Source organism: Achromobacter sp. FW305-C-28 (assembly GCF_058783235.1).
Map to the genome: position 1 here is coordinate 663925 of NZ_JBYSYL010000003.1, position 16622 is coordinate 680546.

The following is a 16622-nucleotide window of genomic DNA, read 5'->3' on the forward strand; positions in this document are numbered from 1 at the left end:
CATGGCACAGAAGCAAGTGATCCTGGGCGCGCACTTCCCGGGCGTGAACAACATGACGGTCTGGAGCGACCCGCAAGCAGGCAGCCAGATCGAATTCGAATCCTTCGAGCGCTTTGCTCGCGCCGCCGAACGCGGCAAGCTGGACTTTGTGTTCCTGGCCGAAGGCCTGCGCCTGCGCGAACAGCGCGGCCAGTTGCACGACCTGGACGTGGTGGGGCGGCCCAATACGCTGGTGGTGCTGGCGGCGCTGGCCGCGGTCACCGAGCGCATCGGCCTGGCCGGCACGCTGAACGCCACCTTCAACGAGCCCTACAACCTGGCCCGCCAGCTGGCCACGCTGGACCACGTGTCCGGCGGCCGTTCGGCCTGGAACGTGGTGACCTCGCCAGGCGCGTTCACCGGCGAGAATTTTCGCCGCGGCGCCTACTTGCCGCATGAACAGCGCTATGAACGCGCCCGCGAATTCGTCGAACTGGCGCGGCATCTCTGGGACGGCGGCGACGACGGCCATGGCGCCTTCGACTACCAGGGCGCGCAATTCAACGTGCGCGGCCGGCTGGACGTGCCGCCGCTGCCGCAAGGCCATCCGATCATCATCCAGGCCGGCGATTCCAGCCAGGGCCGGGAATTCGCCGCCCGCAGCGCCGACGCCATCTTCACCCGCCACGGCTCGCTGGAACAGGGCCAGGCCTTCTACGCCGACGTCAAGGCGCGCCTGCCCAGGTACGGCCGCGCCGAGGCCGACCTGAAGATCCTGCCCGGCGTGGGCTTCGTGCTAGGCGACACCCCCGAAGACGCCGCCGCGCGCCATGCCGAGGTGCGCCGCCAGCAGGTCAGCCCGCAAACCGCCATCGTGCTGCTGGAGCAGCTGTGGAACCGCGACCTGTCCGGCTTCGATCCCGACGGGCCGCTGCCGGACTTCGATCCCGACGTGTCTGCCGCCACGGTCGCCAAGGGCCGCACCCGCCAACACGACGACAACCTGGCCACCGCGCGTCAATGGCGCGAACTGGCCCAACGTGAAAACCTGGGCATCCGCGACCTGATCATCAAGGTCACCGGCCGCCAGCAATTCGTCGGCACGCCGGCTCAGGTGGCCGACGAGATGAACCGCTACGTGCAGCAGAACGCGTCCGACGGCTTCATCCTGGTGCCGCACCTGATCCCCAGCGGCATCGAGGAGTTCGTCGATCGCGTGGTGCCGTTGCTGCAGGAAAAGGGCGTGTTCCGGCAAGACTACGCCGGCACCACGCTGCGAGATCATCTGGGCCTGGCGACCCAGGCGGTGCCGGCATGAGCGGCGCTCTCTCCCGGGCTGCCCGGCGCCCGGCGCGCGTGCCGTTGTCCATCCTGGACCTGGCGCCGATCTCGTCGGGGTCCGACGCCCGCCAGGCGCTGAGCAACACCGTCGACCTGGCGCGCCGGGCCGAACAAGCCGGCTACCTCCGCTATTGGCTGGCCGAACACCACCTGTCCGAAGGCCTTGCCAGTTCGGCCGCGCCGATCGTCATCGGGCAGGTCGCCGCCGTGACCACGCGACTGCGCGTCGGGTCCGGTGCGACGTTGCTGGGCTACCACACGCCGTTGGCCATTGCCGAGGCCTTCGGCACGCTGGACGCCTTGCATCCCGGCCGCATCGACCTGGGATTGGGCCGTGGCCTGGCCGCGGCAAGGCGCGCCGCGCCCCAGGCCGGCGGGGCAGGGGAGCCAGCGGGCGGCACCGCCGCTGCGGCGCCCAGCGAGGCAACCCCTGCGACGCAAGGCGATCGCGTCATCAACGGCCTGCTGATCCCCGCGCCGCCGGTCTCCCGTCCGCAACGCGCCAGCCGCGGCCTGGCCCGCGAAGCCATCCTGCTGCAACCGCAGGCGCAGCCCTTGCCATTCGAGGCGGCCGTGGATGCGCTCTTTGCCCTGCTGGCCGGCACCTATGCGGCAGCGGACGGCAGCCGCGTGCAGGCCACGCCGGGCGTGGGCGCCGCGCTGCAGACCTGGGTGCTGGGGTCGTCGGCGGGTGAAAGCGCGCAATTGGCCGGCCGGCTTGGGTTGCCGTTCGCGGTGAATTACCACGTCAGCCCGGCGACTGCGCTACAGGCCGTGGACGCGTATCGCCGCGCGTTCGTGCCGTCGACCACGCAAGCCCGGCCCTACCTGATGATATCGGCCGATGTGGTGGTGGGGCGCGATGCCGCCGACGCCGAGCGCATCGCCAGGCCGTACGGCGCCTGGGTGCAGGGTATCCGTCGGGGCGAGGGCGCCACGCGCTACCTTTCGCCGGAAGAAGCCCAAGGCATCGAACTGGAAGCCGACCTGGTGCAGGACCGCACGCGCACCCAATTCGTCGGCGATGCGGATACCGTCGTGCAGGGCCTGGAAACGCTGGTGCGCGCCACAGAGGCCGACGAACTGATCGTCACCACCAACGCCCATCGCCACGAAGACCGGGTGCAATCGCATCTGCGGCTGGCGCAAGCCTGGCACGGCACGCCGCAGAGATAATCCGCACATTCCTCCCGTATCGCCGCACCAGATAATCCCGATCACCCCGGCGCAGTATTCGCATTATTAAGGTTACTAAATAATTCAGATAATCCCGAATTTTCCAATATTCTCTCTCGGAAAACCCGGGTATTCCCGAAAATGCCCCGCGTTGCGAGCGCTAACAAAAGTCAGCCTTGCCATTTGCCGTTCAGATAATGTGGGCAGCCATTTCGGCATTAATGCAACGCAACCCGGACCCGCCAGACGCAGTCCTGTTTCAGCTTCAAAGCGATAAGCCATTCGTGATACCCAAAAGCGCTCGGCCAGAGCGCCCCGTTTATTTTCCACGGAAGTACGGAGGGGCACGTGAAGCAACAACTGAAAGTCGGTTTAACGGTGGTTGGGATACTGCTTGGCGCAAGCGCCCTGGGCGCCTATGTGGCCAGCACCGGCACCCCTTCACAGCCCGGTGCGCCGACCGTCACGCTCGGTGACGGCAAGCAGGGGCCGGCGGGCATGGCCTGGATTCCCGGGGCGGAATTCCGCATGGGCAACGACCATAAACTGTCGCAGCCCAATGAATTGCCGCCGCATCGCGTGCGCGTCAGCGGTTTCTGGATGGACACCCATGATGTGACGAACGCGGAATTCCGCCGTTTCGTCGACGCCACCGGGTATGTCACGACGGCCGAGCAGAAACCGCGCTGGGAAGACCTGAAGGTCCAGCTTCCGCCGGGCACCCCACGCCCCGACGACCGGTTGCTCGTGCCTGGCGCCATGGTTTTTGTCGGCACGGCGTCCGAGGTCTCGCTGCGCGACTACAGCCGCTGGTGGCGCTTCATTCCGGGCGCCAGCTGGCGCCATCCGCAAGGCCCCGGCAGTTCCATCGACGGCAAGGACGACCACCCGGTCGTGCAGGTGTCGTACGAAGACGCGCAGGCCTACGCCAAATGGGCCGGCAAGCGCCTGCCGACCGAGGCGGAATGGGAATTCGCCGCGCGCGGCGGGCTGGAACAGGCCACCTATGCCTGGGGCAATGAACTGAGCCCGCAAGGCAAGCCCATGGCCAATATCTGGGACACGCAACAGCAGCAGCCGTTTCCGGTGGTCAAGGACGAGAAGATCCAGGTGGGCACGACGCCCGTCGGCAGCTTTCCGCCCAACGCGTATGGCCTGTACGACATGGCCGGCAATGTGTGGCAATGGACCGCCGACTGGTATCGCGCGGATGCGTTCCGCATCCAGGCGCAATACCGCCAGCCGCCGCAGGACCCCGCCGGCCCGGCCGACAGCTTTGATCCCGATGACGCCAACGTTCCCGTGTCAGCCCCCAAGCGGGTGACGCGCGGCGGCTCATTCCTGTGCAGCGACACGTACTGCATCAGCTACCGGGCCAGCGCCCGGCGCGGCACGGATCCATTGAACGGCATGTCGCACCTGGGCTTTCGCACGGTGATGACGCCCGACCAATGGAAGCAGGCCCAGTCCCGCCCGGGACGCCTCGCCAGCCGTTGATGCCTCGCCCGCAGCCCGGGCGACCCGTACAGGTGTGCGTTTGACGAAGGGATACCGATGGCGTTGCGCAATGGCATTCTGGCGTTGGAAGCGGCAATTTCCCGAGACGTGCTGGGTCAGGCGCAGGTGGTGCGCCACCTGCTGATCGCCCTGGTGGCCGACGGGCACGTGCTGCTCGAAAGCCTGCCCGGGCTGGCCAAGACCCGCATGGTCAAGGCCATGGCCGGGCACCTGGCGGCGGACATGAGCCGCATTCAGTTCACCCCCGACCTGCTGCCGTCGGACATCACCGGTGCCGACGTGCTGCGCCAGGACGCGCAAGGGCGCAACCAGATTGCGTTCGAGCCCGGCCCGCTGTTCGGCAACCTGATCCTGGCCGACGAGATCAATCGCGCGCCCGCCAAGGTGCAGTCCGCGCTGCTCGAGGCCATGGAAGAGCGGCAGATCACCGTGGGAGGCCACACCCGCAGGATGCCCGCGCTGTTCATGGTGCTGGCCACGCAGAACCCGATCGAGCAAGAAGGCACGTATCCGCTGCCCGAAGCGCAGATGGACCGGTTCCTGATGAAGATCCGGCTGGACTATCCCAGCGCCGAGGACGAGATGGCCATGCTGGCGCTCTTGCGTAGCGCGCCGGAACCGGCCGGCGAAGCCGACGACGCGCGCCTGACGCAGGACGCGCTGCTGGCCTGCCGCCAGGCCGCGGCCGCCGTGCGCGTGGCGCCCGCCGTGGACCGCTACACCGTGGATCTGGTCAACGCCACGCGGCGGCCCGGCGACTATGACGCCGACCTGGCGCGCTGGATACAGGTGGGGGCCAGCCCGCGCGGCGCGATTGCGCTGGATCGGGCCGCCCGGGCCCATGCCTGGCTGGCGGACGCGGACTTCAGCACGCCGGACGATGTGCGCGCCGTCGCCCACGCGGTGTTGCGGCATCGCCTGCACCTGTCCTATGACGCCGTGGCCGATGGCGTCACCGCCGATCAGGTCATCGACCGGATGCTGGACGTCGTGGCTGTCCCGGCCTAGGAAGCGCCATGAGCCCCGCGCCGCATCCCGTCCATCCACCGCTGGCCGAATTGATCGCCCTGGAAGCGGCGGCGGTCGGACTGTCGTTCACCGCCCGGCAGCCCTTGAGCAGCGTGTTGGCCGGGCCGCACGGATCGCGCTTGCGCGGCCGGGGGCTGGATTTCGCGGAACTGCGCCGCTATGCGGCCGGCGATGACCTGCGGCGCCTGGACCTGCGCGCCTCGTTGCGCTATGGCAAGCCGCTGGTGCGCGCCTATACCGAAGAGCGCGACCGGCCGGCGCTGATCCTGGTCGACCAGCGCATGAGCATGTACTTCGGGTCCGTGCGCGCCTTCAAATGCGCCGTCGCGGCCCGGCTGGCGGCGCTGGCCGCCTGGATCGCCTATCGGGGCGGCGACCGCGTCGGCGGACTGGTGTTCGACGACCACGGCATCAAGGCGTTCAAGCCGCTGCGCAGCCGCGACCGGGTACGCGCGTTGCTGGCCGAGGTGGCGCGCGCCAACGCGGCGTTGTCGGCCGACGGCCCCGATGTGCCTGCCGCACAAGGCTTGAACGCCGCGCTGCGCGGCGCGCTGGCCACCGCGCCGCATGATTGCCTGGTCTGCGTCATCAGCGACTTCGCGGGCGCCGACGAGGACACGCTGCGCGCGCTGCGCCTGTTGGCCGCCCACAATGACGTGCTGGCGATGCTGGTGTTCGATCCCATGGCGCAGCAGCTGCCCAGCGCCGGCCGCATGGTGGTCACCCAAGGCGAAGTGCAGCTGGAGATTGCCGTGGGCCGCCGGCGAGAAAGGCAGCCGCTGGCCGATTTCTTCAGCGGCCGCCTGCTGCAGGTGGCACAACTGCTGCGCCGCAGCCGCGTGCCGCTGCTGTCCATCGACACGGCGGACGACGAACGCGTGCAATTGCGCCGCGAACTCGGCAAGCAGGTGGCGATGCCGGCTGGGGTCGGTCCGAACGGGGCGCGGCCATGAGCGACGCGCTGCCCGGCCTGGATCAATTGCAGGAGCTGCCGCTGCCGCCCGCCGTGTCTTATTGGCCGCAAACCTGGGGGTGGGCCGTGGTGGGGTTGTTGCTGCTGGCCGGCGGCGCCTGGGCCGCACTGGCCGGTTGGCGCCGCCATCGCCGCAACCGCTATCGGCGCCAAGGCCTGGCGGCGTTGAAGCAGTTGGCGCGGGACGCGGCCAGCGACCCCTTGGCGGCGCGCGGCCTGCCGGCCTTGCTCAAGCGCACGGCGCTGGCGGCGCAACCCGCCACGGCGCGCGCCCAGGTGGCGCCGCTGGGCAGCGAAGCCTGGCTTGCGTACCTGGAACGCGGCGCGGGGCAGAGCTTCCCAGGCGACGCGCCGCAGTTGCTGACCCAATTGGCCTATGCGCCGGACGAGGCCGTTCGTCAATTGGACCGCGCCGCGCTGGCGCAGTTGATCCAGTCCTGTCGTGCCTGGATGGTGAATCACCATGTGGCGCCTTGATTACCCCTGGCTGCTCGCCGCCGCGCCCCTGGCGCTGGCGGCCTATCGCTGGCTGCCAGTCTATGTGCAGCCCCGCAGCGCGTTGCGCGTGCCGTTCTTCGATACCGTCGCCACGCTCACCGGCCAGACGCCGTCGCGGCCTGGCGTGCGCATCCGGCGCGGCCAGCTCTGGCTGAACGTGGCCGTGTGGCTGCTGCTGGTGCTGGCGCTGGCGCGACCGCAGTGGGTCGAGCCGCCGCTGACGCACACGCAGGCGGTGCGCGACTTGCTGCTGGCCGTCGATATCTCGCAGTCGATGGACACTGCCGATTTCCACGACCCGCAGGGGCGGGCGCAAAGTCGTTGGCGGGCTGTAAAAGCGGTGGTGGCCGACTTCATCGACAAACGGGCGAACGACCGGCTGGGGTTGATCGTGTTCGGCACGGGCGCCTATCCGCAAGCGCCGCTGACCGAAGACCACGTTGCGCTGCGCCTGCTGCTGGACCGCACCGAGGTCGGCATGGCGGGGCCCAACACGGCGCTGGGCGATGCCATCGGGCTGGGCATCCGCATGCTCGATGCGGCCAAGGAACGGGACAAAGTGCTGATCCTGCTGACCGACGGCAACGACACCGGCAGCGCCGTGCCGCCCGCGCGCGCGTCGGCCCTGGCCGCCCGGCATCACATCACGGTGCACACCATCGGCATCGGCGACCCGGCCGCCACCGGCGAAGACCGGGTGGATTTCAATGTGCTGCAGGGCATTGCCCGGACGACGGGCGGGCAATTCTTCAAGGCACAGGACCTGGCCAGCCTGCAGGCGGTGTACGCCACGCTGGACCGCATTACCCCGCAGGAAGTGAATACGCTGCGGCACCAACCCAAGCGCGACTATTTCTGGCTGCCGCTTGGCCTGGCGCTGGCCCTGTTGATAGCCTGGCACGGCATTGCCGCGCTGGCGGGCCGACGCCCGCGCGCCGACCGGCGGGTACCCAACCAGGAGGCCTCATGGACGTCGACCTGAGCGCCTTTCATTTCCTGCGCCCGTGGTGGCTGCTGGGCCTGCTGGCGGCCGCCCTGGCATGGGGGTCCGGCCGGGGCGACCGGGACGCCGCCGGCCGGGGCAGCCGGATCGCGCCCGCGCTGCTGCCGTACCTGCTCGTGCGCACGCCGGGCAGCCGCGGGCCGCGTCCCATCGATGCGCTGGCCGCCATCCTGGCCGTCGGTTCGTTGGCCGCGGCCGGGCCGGCGTGGCAGCGCGACCAGCCCGATTTCCTGGACAACGTGGCGCCACTGATCGCCGCGGTGGCCTTGGGGCCGTCCATGGACGGCGCCGACGTGCCGCCGTCGCGGCTGGAAGCGGCCAAGCACCTGGTACGCGACCTGGCCGCCCGGCGCGCGGGCGCCAAGACCGGCCTGATCGCCTATGCCGGCAGCAGCCACCTGGTCTTGCCCCCCACGGACGACACGCATCTGCTGGACCTGTTTGCGCAGGCGTTGGCGTCGGACCTGATCGGGCCGCAGGGCAGGGATGCGGCCGGCGCCATTGCGCTGGCAGCGCAAGTGCTGGCGGCCGAACGTGCCGGCGGTACCTTGCTGCTGCTCACCGACGGCGCAGATGCCAGCCAGTTCGACGCGGTGCGTCAGGGCGCGCAGAAAGCGGATGACCTGCAGGTGCTGGTGATGGCCGTGGGGCAGACCGGGCTGGATCAGGCTGCGCTGCGGGGCCTGGCCAGCGCCGCAGGTGCGCCGCTGGGCAGCCTGACGCGCAGCCCCGACGACCTGGACTGGATTTCGCTGCACGCCCAGCAGCATTTCCAGGCGGTGCAGGATGCCCGGTCGGGCGCCATTCATTGGCGCGACGCTGGCTATTGGCTGTGCTGGCCGCTGGCCTTGCTGGCGTTGCTGGCAGTGCGGCGTGGCTGGAATGTCGGCTGGACGGCCGCCGTGCTGGTGGCCGTATCGTTGGCCGCGCCCGCCGACACGCGCGCCAATCCGCTGGCCGATGCCTTCCTGACCCCGGACCAGCAAGGCCGCCTGGCATTCGATCAAGGCCATTACGACGCCGCCGCGCAACACTTCCAGGACCCGTACTGGAAAGGCCGGGCGGCGTACCAGGCCGGGGACTACCCCACCGCGCTCGCCGCGTTTTCCAAGGTGGATAGCGCCCAAAGTCAGTTCTACGTCGGCAACACGCAGACACGGCTGCGTCAGTACGACGCCGCGTTGGCCGCCTACGACCGTGCGCTGGCCCTGGCGCCGGGCTGGGACGCCGCCCTGGTCAACCGCGGCATCGTCGAGCGACTGCTGGCGTCGATGACTCAGGAGGCTCAGGGTGACCAGGCCGAGCGGCCCGACCAGACCATCGCCGACAAGTCTGCCAAGCAGGGCCAGAAGGCCGCCGCACCCGTGGCGCAGGCGGCGTCCGAAGAGCAATGGCTCAACAACCTGACACTGTCGCCAGCCCGGTTCCTGCGCGGCCGGTTCGCGGTGGAAGATGCCGCCACAAACGCCGCGGGGGTCCGCCCATGACGACCTGGCGCGGACCCTGGCCGTGGCGCAACCTGGCGTGCTTCCTGGCGCTGGCGCTATTCGGCATTGCGTTCGCCCAACCCGCGCTGGCCCAGCCCCAGCCCGCGCCCGCCTTGCGCGTGACCGCCAGCCTGCAAGCGCCGGCCCAGGTGCGCATCGGCACGACGTTGCAACTGCACCTGGATGTCATGACGTCCACCTGGTTCACGCAGCCGCCGCAGTTGCCCGCGCTGAACCTGCCGGGCATCGCGGTCACGCCGCCGACGGGGCAGGGCGAATTGCGGCGCGACACCATCGATGGCGTGGCCTACAGCGGGCTGCGCTACACCTACCTGCTCAGCCCGACGGCGGCGGGCGCCGTGCAGGTGCCGGAGCTGGCGGTGACCGCCCAGGTCGGACCGCACAACGAGATCGCGTCAGGAACGAGCCAAGCCCTGACGTTTGCCGTGGCTGCGCCGGCCGCGACCGAAGCGCCCGGCCTGGTATCGACCCAGCTGACGGTATCGCAAGACTTTTCGCTGGCGCCCGATCCGCTGGTGGTCGGCGGCCGCGTCACGCGCTCCATCACTCAGCGCGCGCCCGGCGTGCCCGCGCTGATGCTGTCCGCGGCCGTCATGCCCGACGTGCCGGGATTCAAACGCTATCCGCTTGAGCCCCTGGTGACGCCGCTGAACGACGGCCGTGGCCAATTCTTGGGTGGGCAACGCGTCGACCGCGCCGATTATGTGGCACAGGAAGCCGGTACCTACCGCCTGCCGGCGATCACCCTGCGGTGGCGCGATGAGGCCACCGGTCAGCCGGCGCAGGCGGAGCTGCCTGGCCGCGAATTCACCGTCGCTGCCGCGCCCACGGCAGCGCCGCCATTCTCCTTGGCCGATGACCTGGCCCACCTGCGCCATGGCTTGCGCTGGGTGATTCCGGCGGCTGGGTTGCAATGGGGCGCGGCGCTGCTGGCGGCCATTGTCGTGGTGTGGCTGACCGGGCCGCGCTGGCGGCGGCTGGGCAGCCGATCGCGCCAGCGTGTCCAACACGCGCTGGCGGCGAGACGCGCGAGCGAAGCCTGGCATTGGCGCGCCTGGCAGCGCGAGGCGCGCGGCCAGACCGCCTCGTTGAGCGCCTTCTATCGCTGGCTGCGCCTGGCGGCCGCCGCGCCCGACGTGCGCTCGGGCGTGGCGCCCTTGGGGGATGACGCCCGCCGCACGGCGGCCGATGCGTTGCGGGGCGCCTATGCCGAACCGTCCAAGAACGCAGCGTGGCGCCACGCGCTGTCCCGCGCATCGCGTGCCTGGCGACGCACCTGGCGCACGCGGCGCAGGCCGATTGCCCCTTATTCCTTGCCCGACGCGTTGAATCCGCAAGCGCCTGGCGAACCGCAACCGCGCCGCGAGGCGCATGGGAGTGCATGATGCAAGCGACCCTTGAACGGCGGGCATGGCGCTGGGCGGCACGATGGGCCGGCATCGCGGCGATGTTGCTGCTGGCTGCCTGCGCCTCGCCCCAGAAAGCGGCGACGCCCGCCGCGGAACTGCCCTCCTGGAACGAGGGGCCGTCGCGCGCTGCCATCCTCGAATTCGTGCAGGCCGTGACGCAGCCGGGCAGCCCCGACTTCGTGGCGACCGACGCGCGCATTGCCGTGTTCGACAACGACGGCACGCTGTGGTCCGAACAGCCCTTGTACTTCCAGGTGCTGTTCGCCCTGGACCGCATCAAGGCCATGGCGCCGCAGCATCCCGAATGGGCGACCCGCCAGCCGTTCAAGGCGGCCATCGAAGGCGATAAGGCCGCCCTGGCCAAGTCGGGCCAGGCGGGCCTGTTCAAGATCATCGGCGCCACCCACACGCAGATGAGCGTCGACGACTTCACCCAAAGCGTCACCCAATGGACGGCCACCGCCCGGCACCCGCGCTTCAACCAGCCCTATACCGCGATGACCTATGCGCCGATGCGCGAATTGCTGGATTACCTGCGCGCGAAGGGTTTCAAGACCTACATCGTGTCCGGCGGCGAAACGGAATTCATGCGCCCCTGGGCCCAGGCCGCCTACGGCATACCGCCCGAACAGGTCATCGGCAGCAGCTTCGTCACCACGTTCGAGCAGCGCGGCGGCCAGCCCGTGCTGTGGCGCCAGGGCAAGCTGGAATTCAACGACGACGGCCCCGGCAAGCCGGTGGCCATCCAGCGCTACATCGGCCGGCGCCCGCTGTTGGCGTTCGGCAACTCGGACGGGGACCTGCAGATGCTGCAGTGGACCGCCGCCGGCCCCGGCAAGCGCTTTGCTGGCATCGTCCACCACACCGACGCCCAGCGCGAATGGGCTTACGACCGCGATTCCGACATCGGCCGGCTGGACCGTGCGCTGGACGAAGCGCGCCGCAGCGGCTGGACGGTCGTGGACATGAAAACGGAATGGCGCCGCGTCTACGCCTTCGATAACCCTTGATCGTGCTGTACCGGGAGTACATACGGCCCCTGTGGGCGAGGAGAGCAGTCATGAAAGCAAGACGATGGTTGGGAGCGGCGCTGGTGGCCGCCAGCGGGCTTGCGGTAATGGGAGGGGCGTACGGGCAGGCCCAGAGTGCGCCGCCGTCCAGTCCCCAGGGGCAGGCGTCCGGCAAAAAGCCGAACATTCTCGTCATCTTCGGCGATGACGTCGGCCAGGCCAATATCAGTGCGTACACGCGCGGCGTGGTCGGCTACCGCACGCCGAACATCGACCGCATCGCCAACGAGGGCGCGATCTTCACCGACTACTACGCCGAGAACAGCTGCACGGCGGGGCGGTCTACCTTCATCACCGGGCAATCCGCCCGCCGCACCGGCCTGTCCAAGGTGGGCATTCCGGGCGCGCCGGTGGGCTTGCAGGATCGCGACATCACCATTGCCACCGCCTTGAAGGGGCAGGGCTACAACACCGCGCAATTCGGCAAGAACCACCTGGGCGACCGCGACGAGTACCTGCCCACCAAGCACGGCTTTGACGTGTTCTTCGGCAACCTGTATCACCTGAATGCCGAAGAAGAGCCCGAACGGCCCTATTTCCCCAAGGACTCGACAGACCCCGTCATCAAGGCATACATGCCGCGTGGCGTGATCAAGGCCTCGGCCGACGGCAAGATCGAGGACACCGGCGCCTTGACCACCAAGCGCATGGAGACCATCGACGACGAAACCGTCGGGGCGGCATTGGACTACCTGGACAAGCATGGCAAGGAAGACAAGCCATTCTTCGTGTGGATGAACACCACGCGCATGCACCTGTTCACCCATATCCGGCCGGAACACCAGGGCAAGAGCGGCATGCCCGGCAACGACTACGCCGACGGCATGTGGGAACACGACCAGGACGTCGGCAAGCTGTTGAAGAAGCTGGACGACCTGGGCATCGCCAAGGACACCATCGTGATCTACACGACGGACAACGGGCCCAACCAGTTCAGTTGGCCGGACGCCGCCACCACGCCGTTCCGCAGCGAAAAAGACACCAACTGGGAAGGCGCCTTCCGCGTACCGGCGATGATCCGCTGGCCAGGCCACATCGAACCTGGCACGGTCAAGAACGACATCGTCTCCGGCATGGACTGGTTTCCGACCTTGCTGGCCGCGGCGGGAGACGACGGCGTGAAGGAACGGCTGCTCAAGGGCTGGCGGCCCAACGGCGCCAATCGCGACTACAAGGTGCACCTGGATGGCTACAACCAGCTGGCGTACCTGACCGGCAAGGACGACAAGAGCGCCCGCAGCGACTTCTATTACTTCAATGACGACGGTCTGCTGGTCGCGATGCGGTTCGACAACTGGAAGGTCGTGTTCTGCGAACAGAAAGCGCCGGGCGGATTCGCGGTGTGGAAGGAACCGTTCGTCTGCCTGCGGGTGCCCAAGGTGTTCAACCTGCGCATGGACCCTTATGAACGCGCCGATATCGTGTCCGATCAGTACAACGACTGGCTGACCAAGAACGCCTATCTGGCCTTCGTCGGCTCGGCCAAGGCGGGCGAATTCCTGCAGACCTTCATTGAATGGCCGCCCAGCCAGAATCCGCCCAGCTTCAGCACCGACCAGATCCAGAAGGCGGTGGACAAGCAGATCGACGAGTACTTCGAGCAGCAGGCCAAGAAGCAAGGCAAATAGGGTGTGACCGGCGGATGCGGCGTGCGGCCGCATCCGCGCATTGACTCTCTCTGGACAAGGATCCGACAGATGACAGCCTCTGTGCGCCCGATGACATCGCTTCACGACAGGGGCGAGGCCGCGCACGCCGGCACGGCCTTGTGGCCCGCGGCCGCCTTGCTGGCCCTGTCGGGCGTCGCGGCGCTGGTCTTCCAGATTCTGTGGATCAAGCAACTATCGCTGATCGTGGGTGTGGAAGTGCATGCCATCGCCGTGGCGGTCGGGGCCTTTTTCCTGGGCCTGGCGGCCGGCAGCTGGGTGCTGGGCCGGCGGGCGGATGCCAGTGCGCGCCCGTTCCGGCTGTATGCGGGCATTGAAGTGGCGATCGCCGCGCTGGGCATCGGCGTCACGCTGGCGCTGGGGCAGGGCGCCGCTGCCTTTGCCCAAGGCGAGGCGGTGAGCCCCGGGCTGGCGTGGCTGGCCATCGTCGTGATCGTGGGCATCGCACCGTTCTTCATGGGCGGCACCTTGCCCGTGCTGCTGCGTGCCACGGGCGCGGCGCGCATCGGCCGAGCGGGCGCCACGCTCTATGCCGCCAACACGGGCGGCGCGATCATCGGCGCGCTATTACCGGCTTTTTTCCTGATTCCAGCCCTGGGCGTGCGCGGCAGCGCCTGGGCGGCGGCCTGCCTGAACCTGGCGGCGGCCGCGGGCGCGTGGGTGCTGGACCGGCGCCAGGCTCGCGCTGCCAGCGCGCCGGCGCCGTCCGCCGTGCGCGGCCCGCGGGAAGCCCTGTCCGGCCAGGCCCGGCTCGCGCTGGGCCTGTATGCCGTCGCGGGCGCCGTCGCCATGGGCTACGAAGTGCTCTGGTCGCAGATGGTCGTGCCGTTCATGAGCACCCGGGCCTTTGCGTTCTCGATCGTGCTCGCGGTGTACCTGGCGGGGCTGACGATCGGCGCCGCGCTGTATGCCCGCTGGGAACGCGCGCTGGGCGACCCGTGGCGTGTCTTCGGCTTCCTGATCGCCGGTGCCGGCCTGCTGGCGCTGGTCGAAACCGCGTTGTTGGGCCGCTGGCTCATCGGCGCCCAGGGCCTTGCCGAAGCGGCCATCCTGGGTTGGACGGGCAGCCCCCTGGCCGGCATGAGCGCGCGCTTTGCCGTGGCGGCAAGCGCCGTGGTGCTGCTGCCCACGCTGCTGCTCGGGGCTGCCTTTCCCGCCGTGCTGCGCATTGCCGTGCCGCCGCAGCGCCGCGGGCAGGGGGCCGGCGCGGTGCTGGCCTGCAACACGTTGGGCGGCATCGCCGGCACCGCCTTGACCGGGTTTTTCCTGCTGCCCCACCTGGGCACGGTGCGCAGCCTGGCGCTGCTGACCGTCGTCGCCTGCGTGGTGGGCGTAGCGGCCCTCTGGCAGGCGCGTCCGGCGTCGTCGATGACCAAGGGCCTGGGCGTCGCTTTGGCTGGCGCGGCGGTGATCCTGGGCGCAGCCATCCCCGTCCAGCACCTGGCCCGCCTGCTGCCAGGCGCGCAAGGCGGCGATCTGGTGTTCTACGAGGAAAACCACGGCGGCACGGTGGCGGTGGTGGAGCAAGGGCAGGGCACGCAACGCTTTCGCCGCCTTTACATACAGGGCGTCTCCAATTCCGGTGATGCCATGCCATCGCTGCGCTACATGCGCCTGCAGGCCCTGTTGCCGCTGATCGTGCATGCCGGCGAGCCGCGCTCGGCCCTGGTGATCGGCTACGGCACCGGCATCACCGCGGGCGCCTTGTCGCGCTACCCCGGGCTGGAACGCCGCGTGGTGGCGGAACTGCTGCCCGCCGTGCTGCATGCCGCGCCGCTGTTCCAGGGCAGCTACGGCGCGTCGCAAGACCCCGGCCTGGAGCGGCGCCTGCGCGACGGACGCCGCGAACTGCTGGGCAACGCCGAACGTTACGACCTCATCACCCTCGAACCGCCGCCGCCGTCGGCGGCCGGCGTGGTCAACCTGTACTCGCAGGACTTCTATGCGCTGGCCGCCACGCGCTTGCAGCCGCAGGGCATCGTCGCCCAGTGGCTGCCGCTGCCCACGCAGAACCTGGACGACACGCGGGCCCTGGTGGCCAGCTTCATCAACGTGTTCCCGCATGCCTCCTTGTGGACGACCGAGCTGCACGAAATGCTGCTGGTCGGGTCGATGGACCCGCTGCCGCTCGATGCCCAACGCATTGCCGACCGCTATGCCGCGCCGGCCGTCGCGACCGCGTTGGCCGAAGTCGGCGTTGGCTCGGCGGCCGCCTTGCTGGCCACCTGGGTGACTGACCGCGCGGGACTGGCCCGTTTCGCCGGGGCCACGCCGGCCGTGTCCGACGACAGGCCGGCCATCGAATACGCCACCTGGGTGCGCCCGCGCGAAATCTCGCGCACGCTGCCGGCGCTGCTGGCGCTGCGCACCCCGGCTCCGCTGGCCGGGTCGGACCCGGCCATGGCGCAGGCCATCGAACGCGAGCGCGATGGGCTGGACCTGTTCTATCAAAGCGCGCTGGCGGCGTACGACGGCAATCGCGAAGCCTGGGCGCGCAGCGCGGGCCAGCTGGCGGCGGCCAGCCGGGACAATCCCTATCTACGCTGGTTCACGGGCGGCGCGGCCCAGTAATGCACGCAAGGGATGGGTGAGGGCGGGGATGGCTCGACCCATCCCCGAACACCGACCCCGCATAGGAGGGGCATCTTGAACTATTCACTTGTGCTGGCCGCCGGCGCCATCGTCTTTTTCTTCCTGTTGCTCGCGGCCATCCGCCTGGGGCAGGCCCTGGGCCGCCATGGCGATGCGGACGATCACGGCAAGGCGGGGTCCGCCGCCATCGAGGCCTCGGTGTTCGCCTTGCTGGGCCTGTTGATCGCCTTCACCTTTTCCGGCGCCGCGCAGCGCATGGCGGACCGGCGCAACCTGCTGGTGAGTGAAGTCAACGCCATTGGCACCGCCTGGTTGCGCATCGACCTGCTCGACACCGTGGACCAGCCCCAGCTGCGCGATCAATTCCGGCGCTACGTGGACGAACGCGTCAACTATTACCGGCATGTGGCCGACCTGGACCACCGCGACCAGATCGCCGTCCAGGTCGGCGCGCTGCAAAAAGACATCTGGACCCGCTCGATGGCCGCTGCGCGCAATACCGCGCCGCCGTTTGCCGCGTCCTACATTGCCGCCGTGAACGACATGTTCGACGTGGCCAGCGCCCAGACCGTCGCCCAGAAAGTCCATCGCCCGGTCATGACCTATCTATTTTTGGGGTTCCTGGCGCTGATCTGCGCCTGCCTGATCGGCCTGAACCTGGCCCAGGCCAGGCGCGCCACCTTGTTTCACCAGGTGATCTACGCGCTGGTAATGACCGCGGCGCTGTACATCATCATCGACTTCGAATTTCCGCGCATCGGGGCCATCCGCATCGACCAGAGCGATGCCTTGCTGCTGGCGCAACGCCAGGCGATGGGCGGCGCGTTGCCCGCCCCACAATGACGGCGCCCGGAGGCCC

At 69.1% G+C, this 16622-nt stretch carries 13 protein-coding genes; all 13 read left to right on the plus strand.

What is annotated here, in order from left to right; genetic code table 11:
- The first annotated feature begins 1 nt into the window (after position 1).
- The 13 genes from AC3WMR_RS11825 to AC3WMR_RS11885 all read left to right on the plus strand — a co-directional run bounded on the left by AC3WMR_RS11825 (position 2) and on the right by AC3WMR_RS11885 (position 16606).
- A complete protein-coding gene (locus tag AC3WMR_RS11825; RefSeq protein ID WP_492263258.1) occupies positions 2–1297 on the plus strand; it encodes an NtaA/DmoA family FMN-dependent monooxygenase in 1296 nt (431 codons plus the stop codon).
- Positions 1294–2496, plus strand: coding sequence for an LLM class flavin-dependent oxidoreductase (locus tag AC3WMR_RS11830; RefSeq protein ID WP_492263259.1), 1203 nt, complete (start codon positions 1294–1296; stop codon positions 2494–2496). The genes AC3WMR_RS11825 and AC3WMR_RS11830 overlap by 4 nt, the downstream gene beginning before the upstream one ends.
- A 348-nt stretch (positions 2497–2844) precedes the next feature.
- Positions 2845–3993, plus strand: coding sequence for a formylglycine-generating enzyme family protein (locus AC3WMR_RS11835; RefSeq protein ID WP_492263260.1), 1149 nt, complete (start codon positions 2845–2847; stop codon positions 3991–3993).
- Positions 3994–4050: 57 nt separating this feature from the next.
- Positions 4051–5022: an AAA family ATPase gene (locus AC3WMR_RS11840; RefSeq protein ID WP_492263261.1), complete on the plus strand. Its 972-nt coding sequence runs from the start codon at positions 4051–4053 to the stop codon at positions 5020–5022.
- An 8-nt stretch (positions 5023–5030) separates the two neighbouring features.
- The gene (locus AC3WMR_RS11845) at positions 5031–5996 is read left to right on the plus strand and encodes a DUF58 domain-containing protein (RefSeq protein ID WP_492263262.1); all 966 of its coding nucleotides are present in this window, start codon (positions 5031–5033) and stop codon (positions 5994–5996) included.
- Complete coding sequence (locus tag AC3WMR_RS11850; protein WP_492263263.1) at positions 5993–6493, plus strand: DUF4381 domain-containing protein; 501 nt, start codon at positions 5993–5995, stop codon at positions 6491–6493. The genes AC3WMR_RS11845 and AC3WMR_RS11850 overlap by 4 nt, the downstream gene beginning before the upstream one ends.
- Positions 6480–7496: a vWA domain-containing protein gene (locus AC3WMR_RS11855; RefSeq protein ID WP_492263264.1), complete on the plus strand. Its 1017-nt coding sequence runs from the start codon at positions 6480–6482 to the stop codon at positions 7494–7496. The genes AC3WMR_RS11850 and AC3WMR_RS11855 overlap by 14 nt, the downstream gene beginning before the upstream one ends.
- Positions 7481–9004, plus strand: a complete 1524-nt coding sequence (locus AC3WMR_RS11860; RefSeq protein ID WP_492263265.1) for a VWA domain-containing protein — start codon at positions 7481–7483, stop codon at positions 9002–9004. The genes AC3WMR_RS11855 and AC3WMR_RS11860 overlap by 16 nt, the downstream gene beginning before the upstream one ends.
- Positions 9001–10410 (plus strand): BatD family protein, encoded by a 1410-nt coding sequence (locus tag AC3WMR_RS11865; protein WP_492263266.1) that lies wholly within the window; start codon positions 9001–9003, stop codon positions 10408–10410. The genes AC3WMR_RS11860 and AC3WMR_RS11865 overlap by 4 nt, the downstream gene beginning before the upstream one ends.
- Complete coding sequence (locus AC3WMR_RS11870; RefSeq protein WP_492263316.1) at positions 10410–11444, plus strand: HAD family hydrolase; 1035 nt, start codon at positions 10410–10412, stop codon at positions 11442–11444. Before AC3WMR_RS11865 ends, AC3WMR_RS11870 begins: the two co-directional genes overlap by 1 nt.
- Positions 11445–11494: 50 nt before the next feature.
- Positions 11495–13132, plus strand: a complete 1638-nt coding sequence (locus AC3WMR_RS11875) for an arylsulfatase (protein WP_492263267.1) — start codon at positions 11495–11497, stop codon at positions 13130–13132.
- Positions 13133–13222: 90 nt separating this feature from the next.
- Positions 13223–15742 (plus strand): spermidine synthase, encoded by a 2520-nt coding sequence (locus tag AC3WMR_RS11880; protein ID WP_492263268.1) that lies wholly within the window; start codon positions 13223–13225, stop codon positions 15740–15742.
- Between the two features lie 75 nt (positions 15743–15817).
- Positions 15818–16606 (plus strand): bestrophin-like domain, encoded by a 789-nt coding sequence (locus tag AC3WMR_RS11885; protein WP_492263269.1) that lies wholly within the window; start codon positions 15818–15820, stop codon positions 16604–16606.
- Positions 16607–16622 lie beyond the last annotated feature (16 nt).

Excerpts from the sequence above, each read along its gene's own strand:
- AC3WMR_RS11825 (WP_492263258.1), top strand. The coding sequence starts at position 2 with ATGGCACAGAAGCAAGTGATCCTGGGCGCGCACTTCCCGGGCGTGAAC.
- AC3WMR_RS11830 (WP_492263259.1), top strand. The coding sequence starts at position 1,294 with ATGAGCGGCGCTCTCTCCCGGGCTGCCCGGCGCCCGGCGCGCGTGCCG.
- AC3WMR_RS11840 (WP_492263261.1), top strand. The coding sequence starts at position 4,051 with ATGGCGTTGCGCAATGGCATTCTGGCGTTGGAAGCGGCAATTTCCCGA.
- AC3WMR_RS11845 (WP_492263262.1), top strand. The coding sequence starts at position 5,031 with ATGAGCCCCGCGCCGCATCCCGTCCATCCACCGCTGGCCGAATTGATC.
- AC3WMR_RS11850 (WP_492263263.1), top strand. The coding sequence starts at position 5,993 with ATGAGCGACGCGCTGCCCGGCCTGGATCAATTGCAGGAGCTGCCGCTG.
- AC3WMR_RS11855 (WP_492263264.1), top strand. The coding sequence starts at position 6,480 with ATGTGGCGCCTTGATTACCCCTGGCTGCTCGCCGCCGCGCCCCTGGCG.
- AC3WMR_RS11860 (WP_492263265.1), top strand. The coding sequence starts at position 7,481 with ATGGACGTCGACCTGAGCGCCTTTCATTTCCTGCGCCCGTGGTGGCTG.
- AC3WMR_RS11865 (WP_492263266.1), top strand. The coding sequence starts at position 9,001 with ATGACGACCTGGCGCGGACCCTGGCCGTGGCGCAACCTGGCGTGCTTC.
- AC3WMR_RS11870 (WP_492263316.1), top strand. The coding sequence starts at position 10,410 with ATGCAAGCGACCCTTGAACGGCGGGCATGGCGCTGGGCGGCACGATGG.
- AC3WMR_RS11875 (WP_492263267.1), top strand. The coding sequence starts at position 11,495 with ATGAAAGCAAGACGATGGTTGGGAGCGGCGCTGGTGGCCGCCAGCGGG.
- AC3WMR_RS11880 (WP_492263268.1), top strand. The coding sequence starts at position 13,223 with ATGACATCGCTTCACGACAGGGGCGAGGCCGCGCACGCCGGCACGGCC.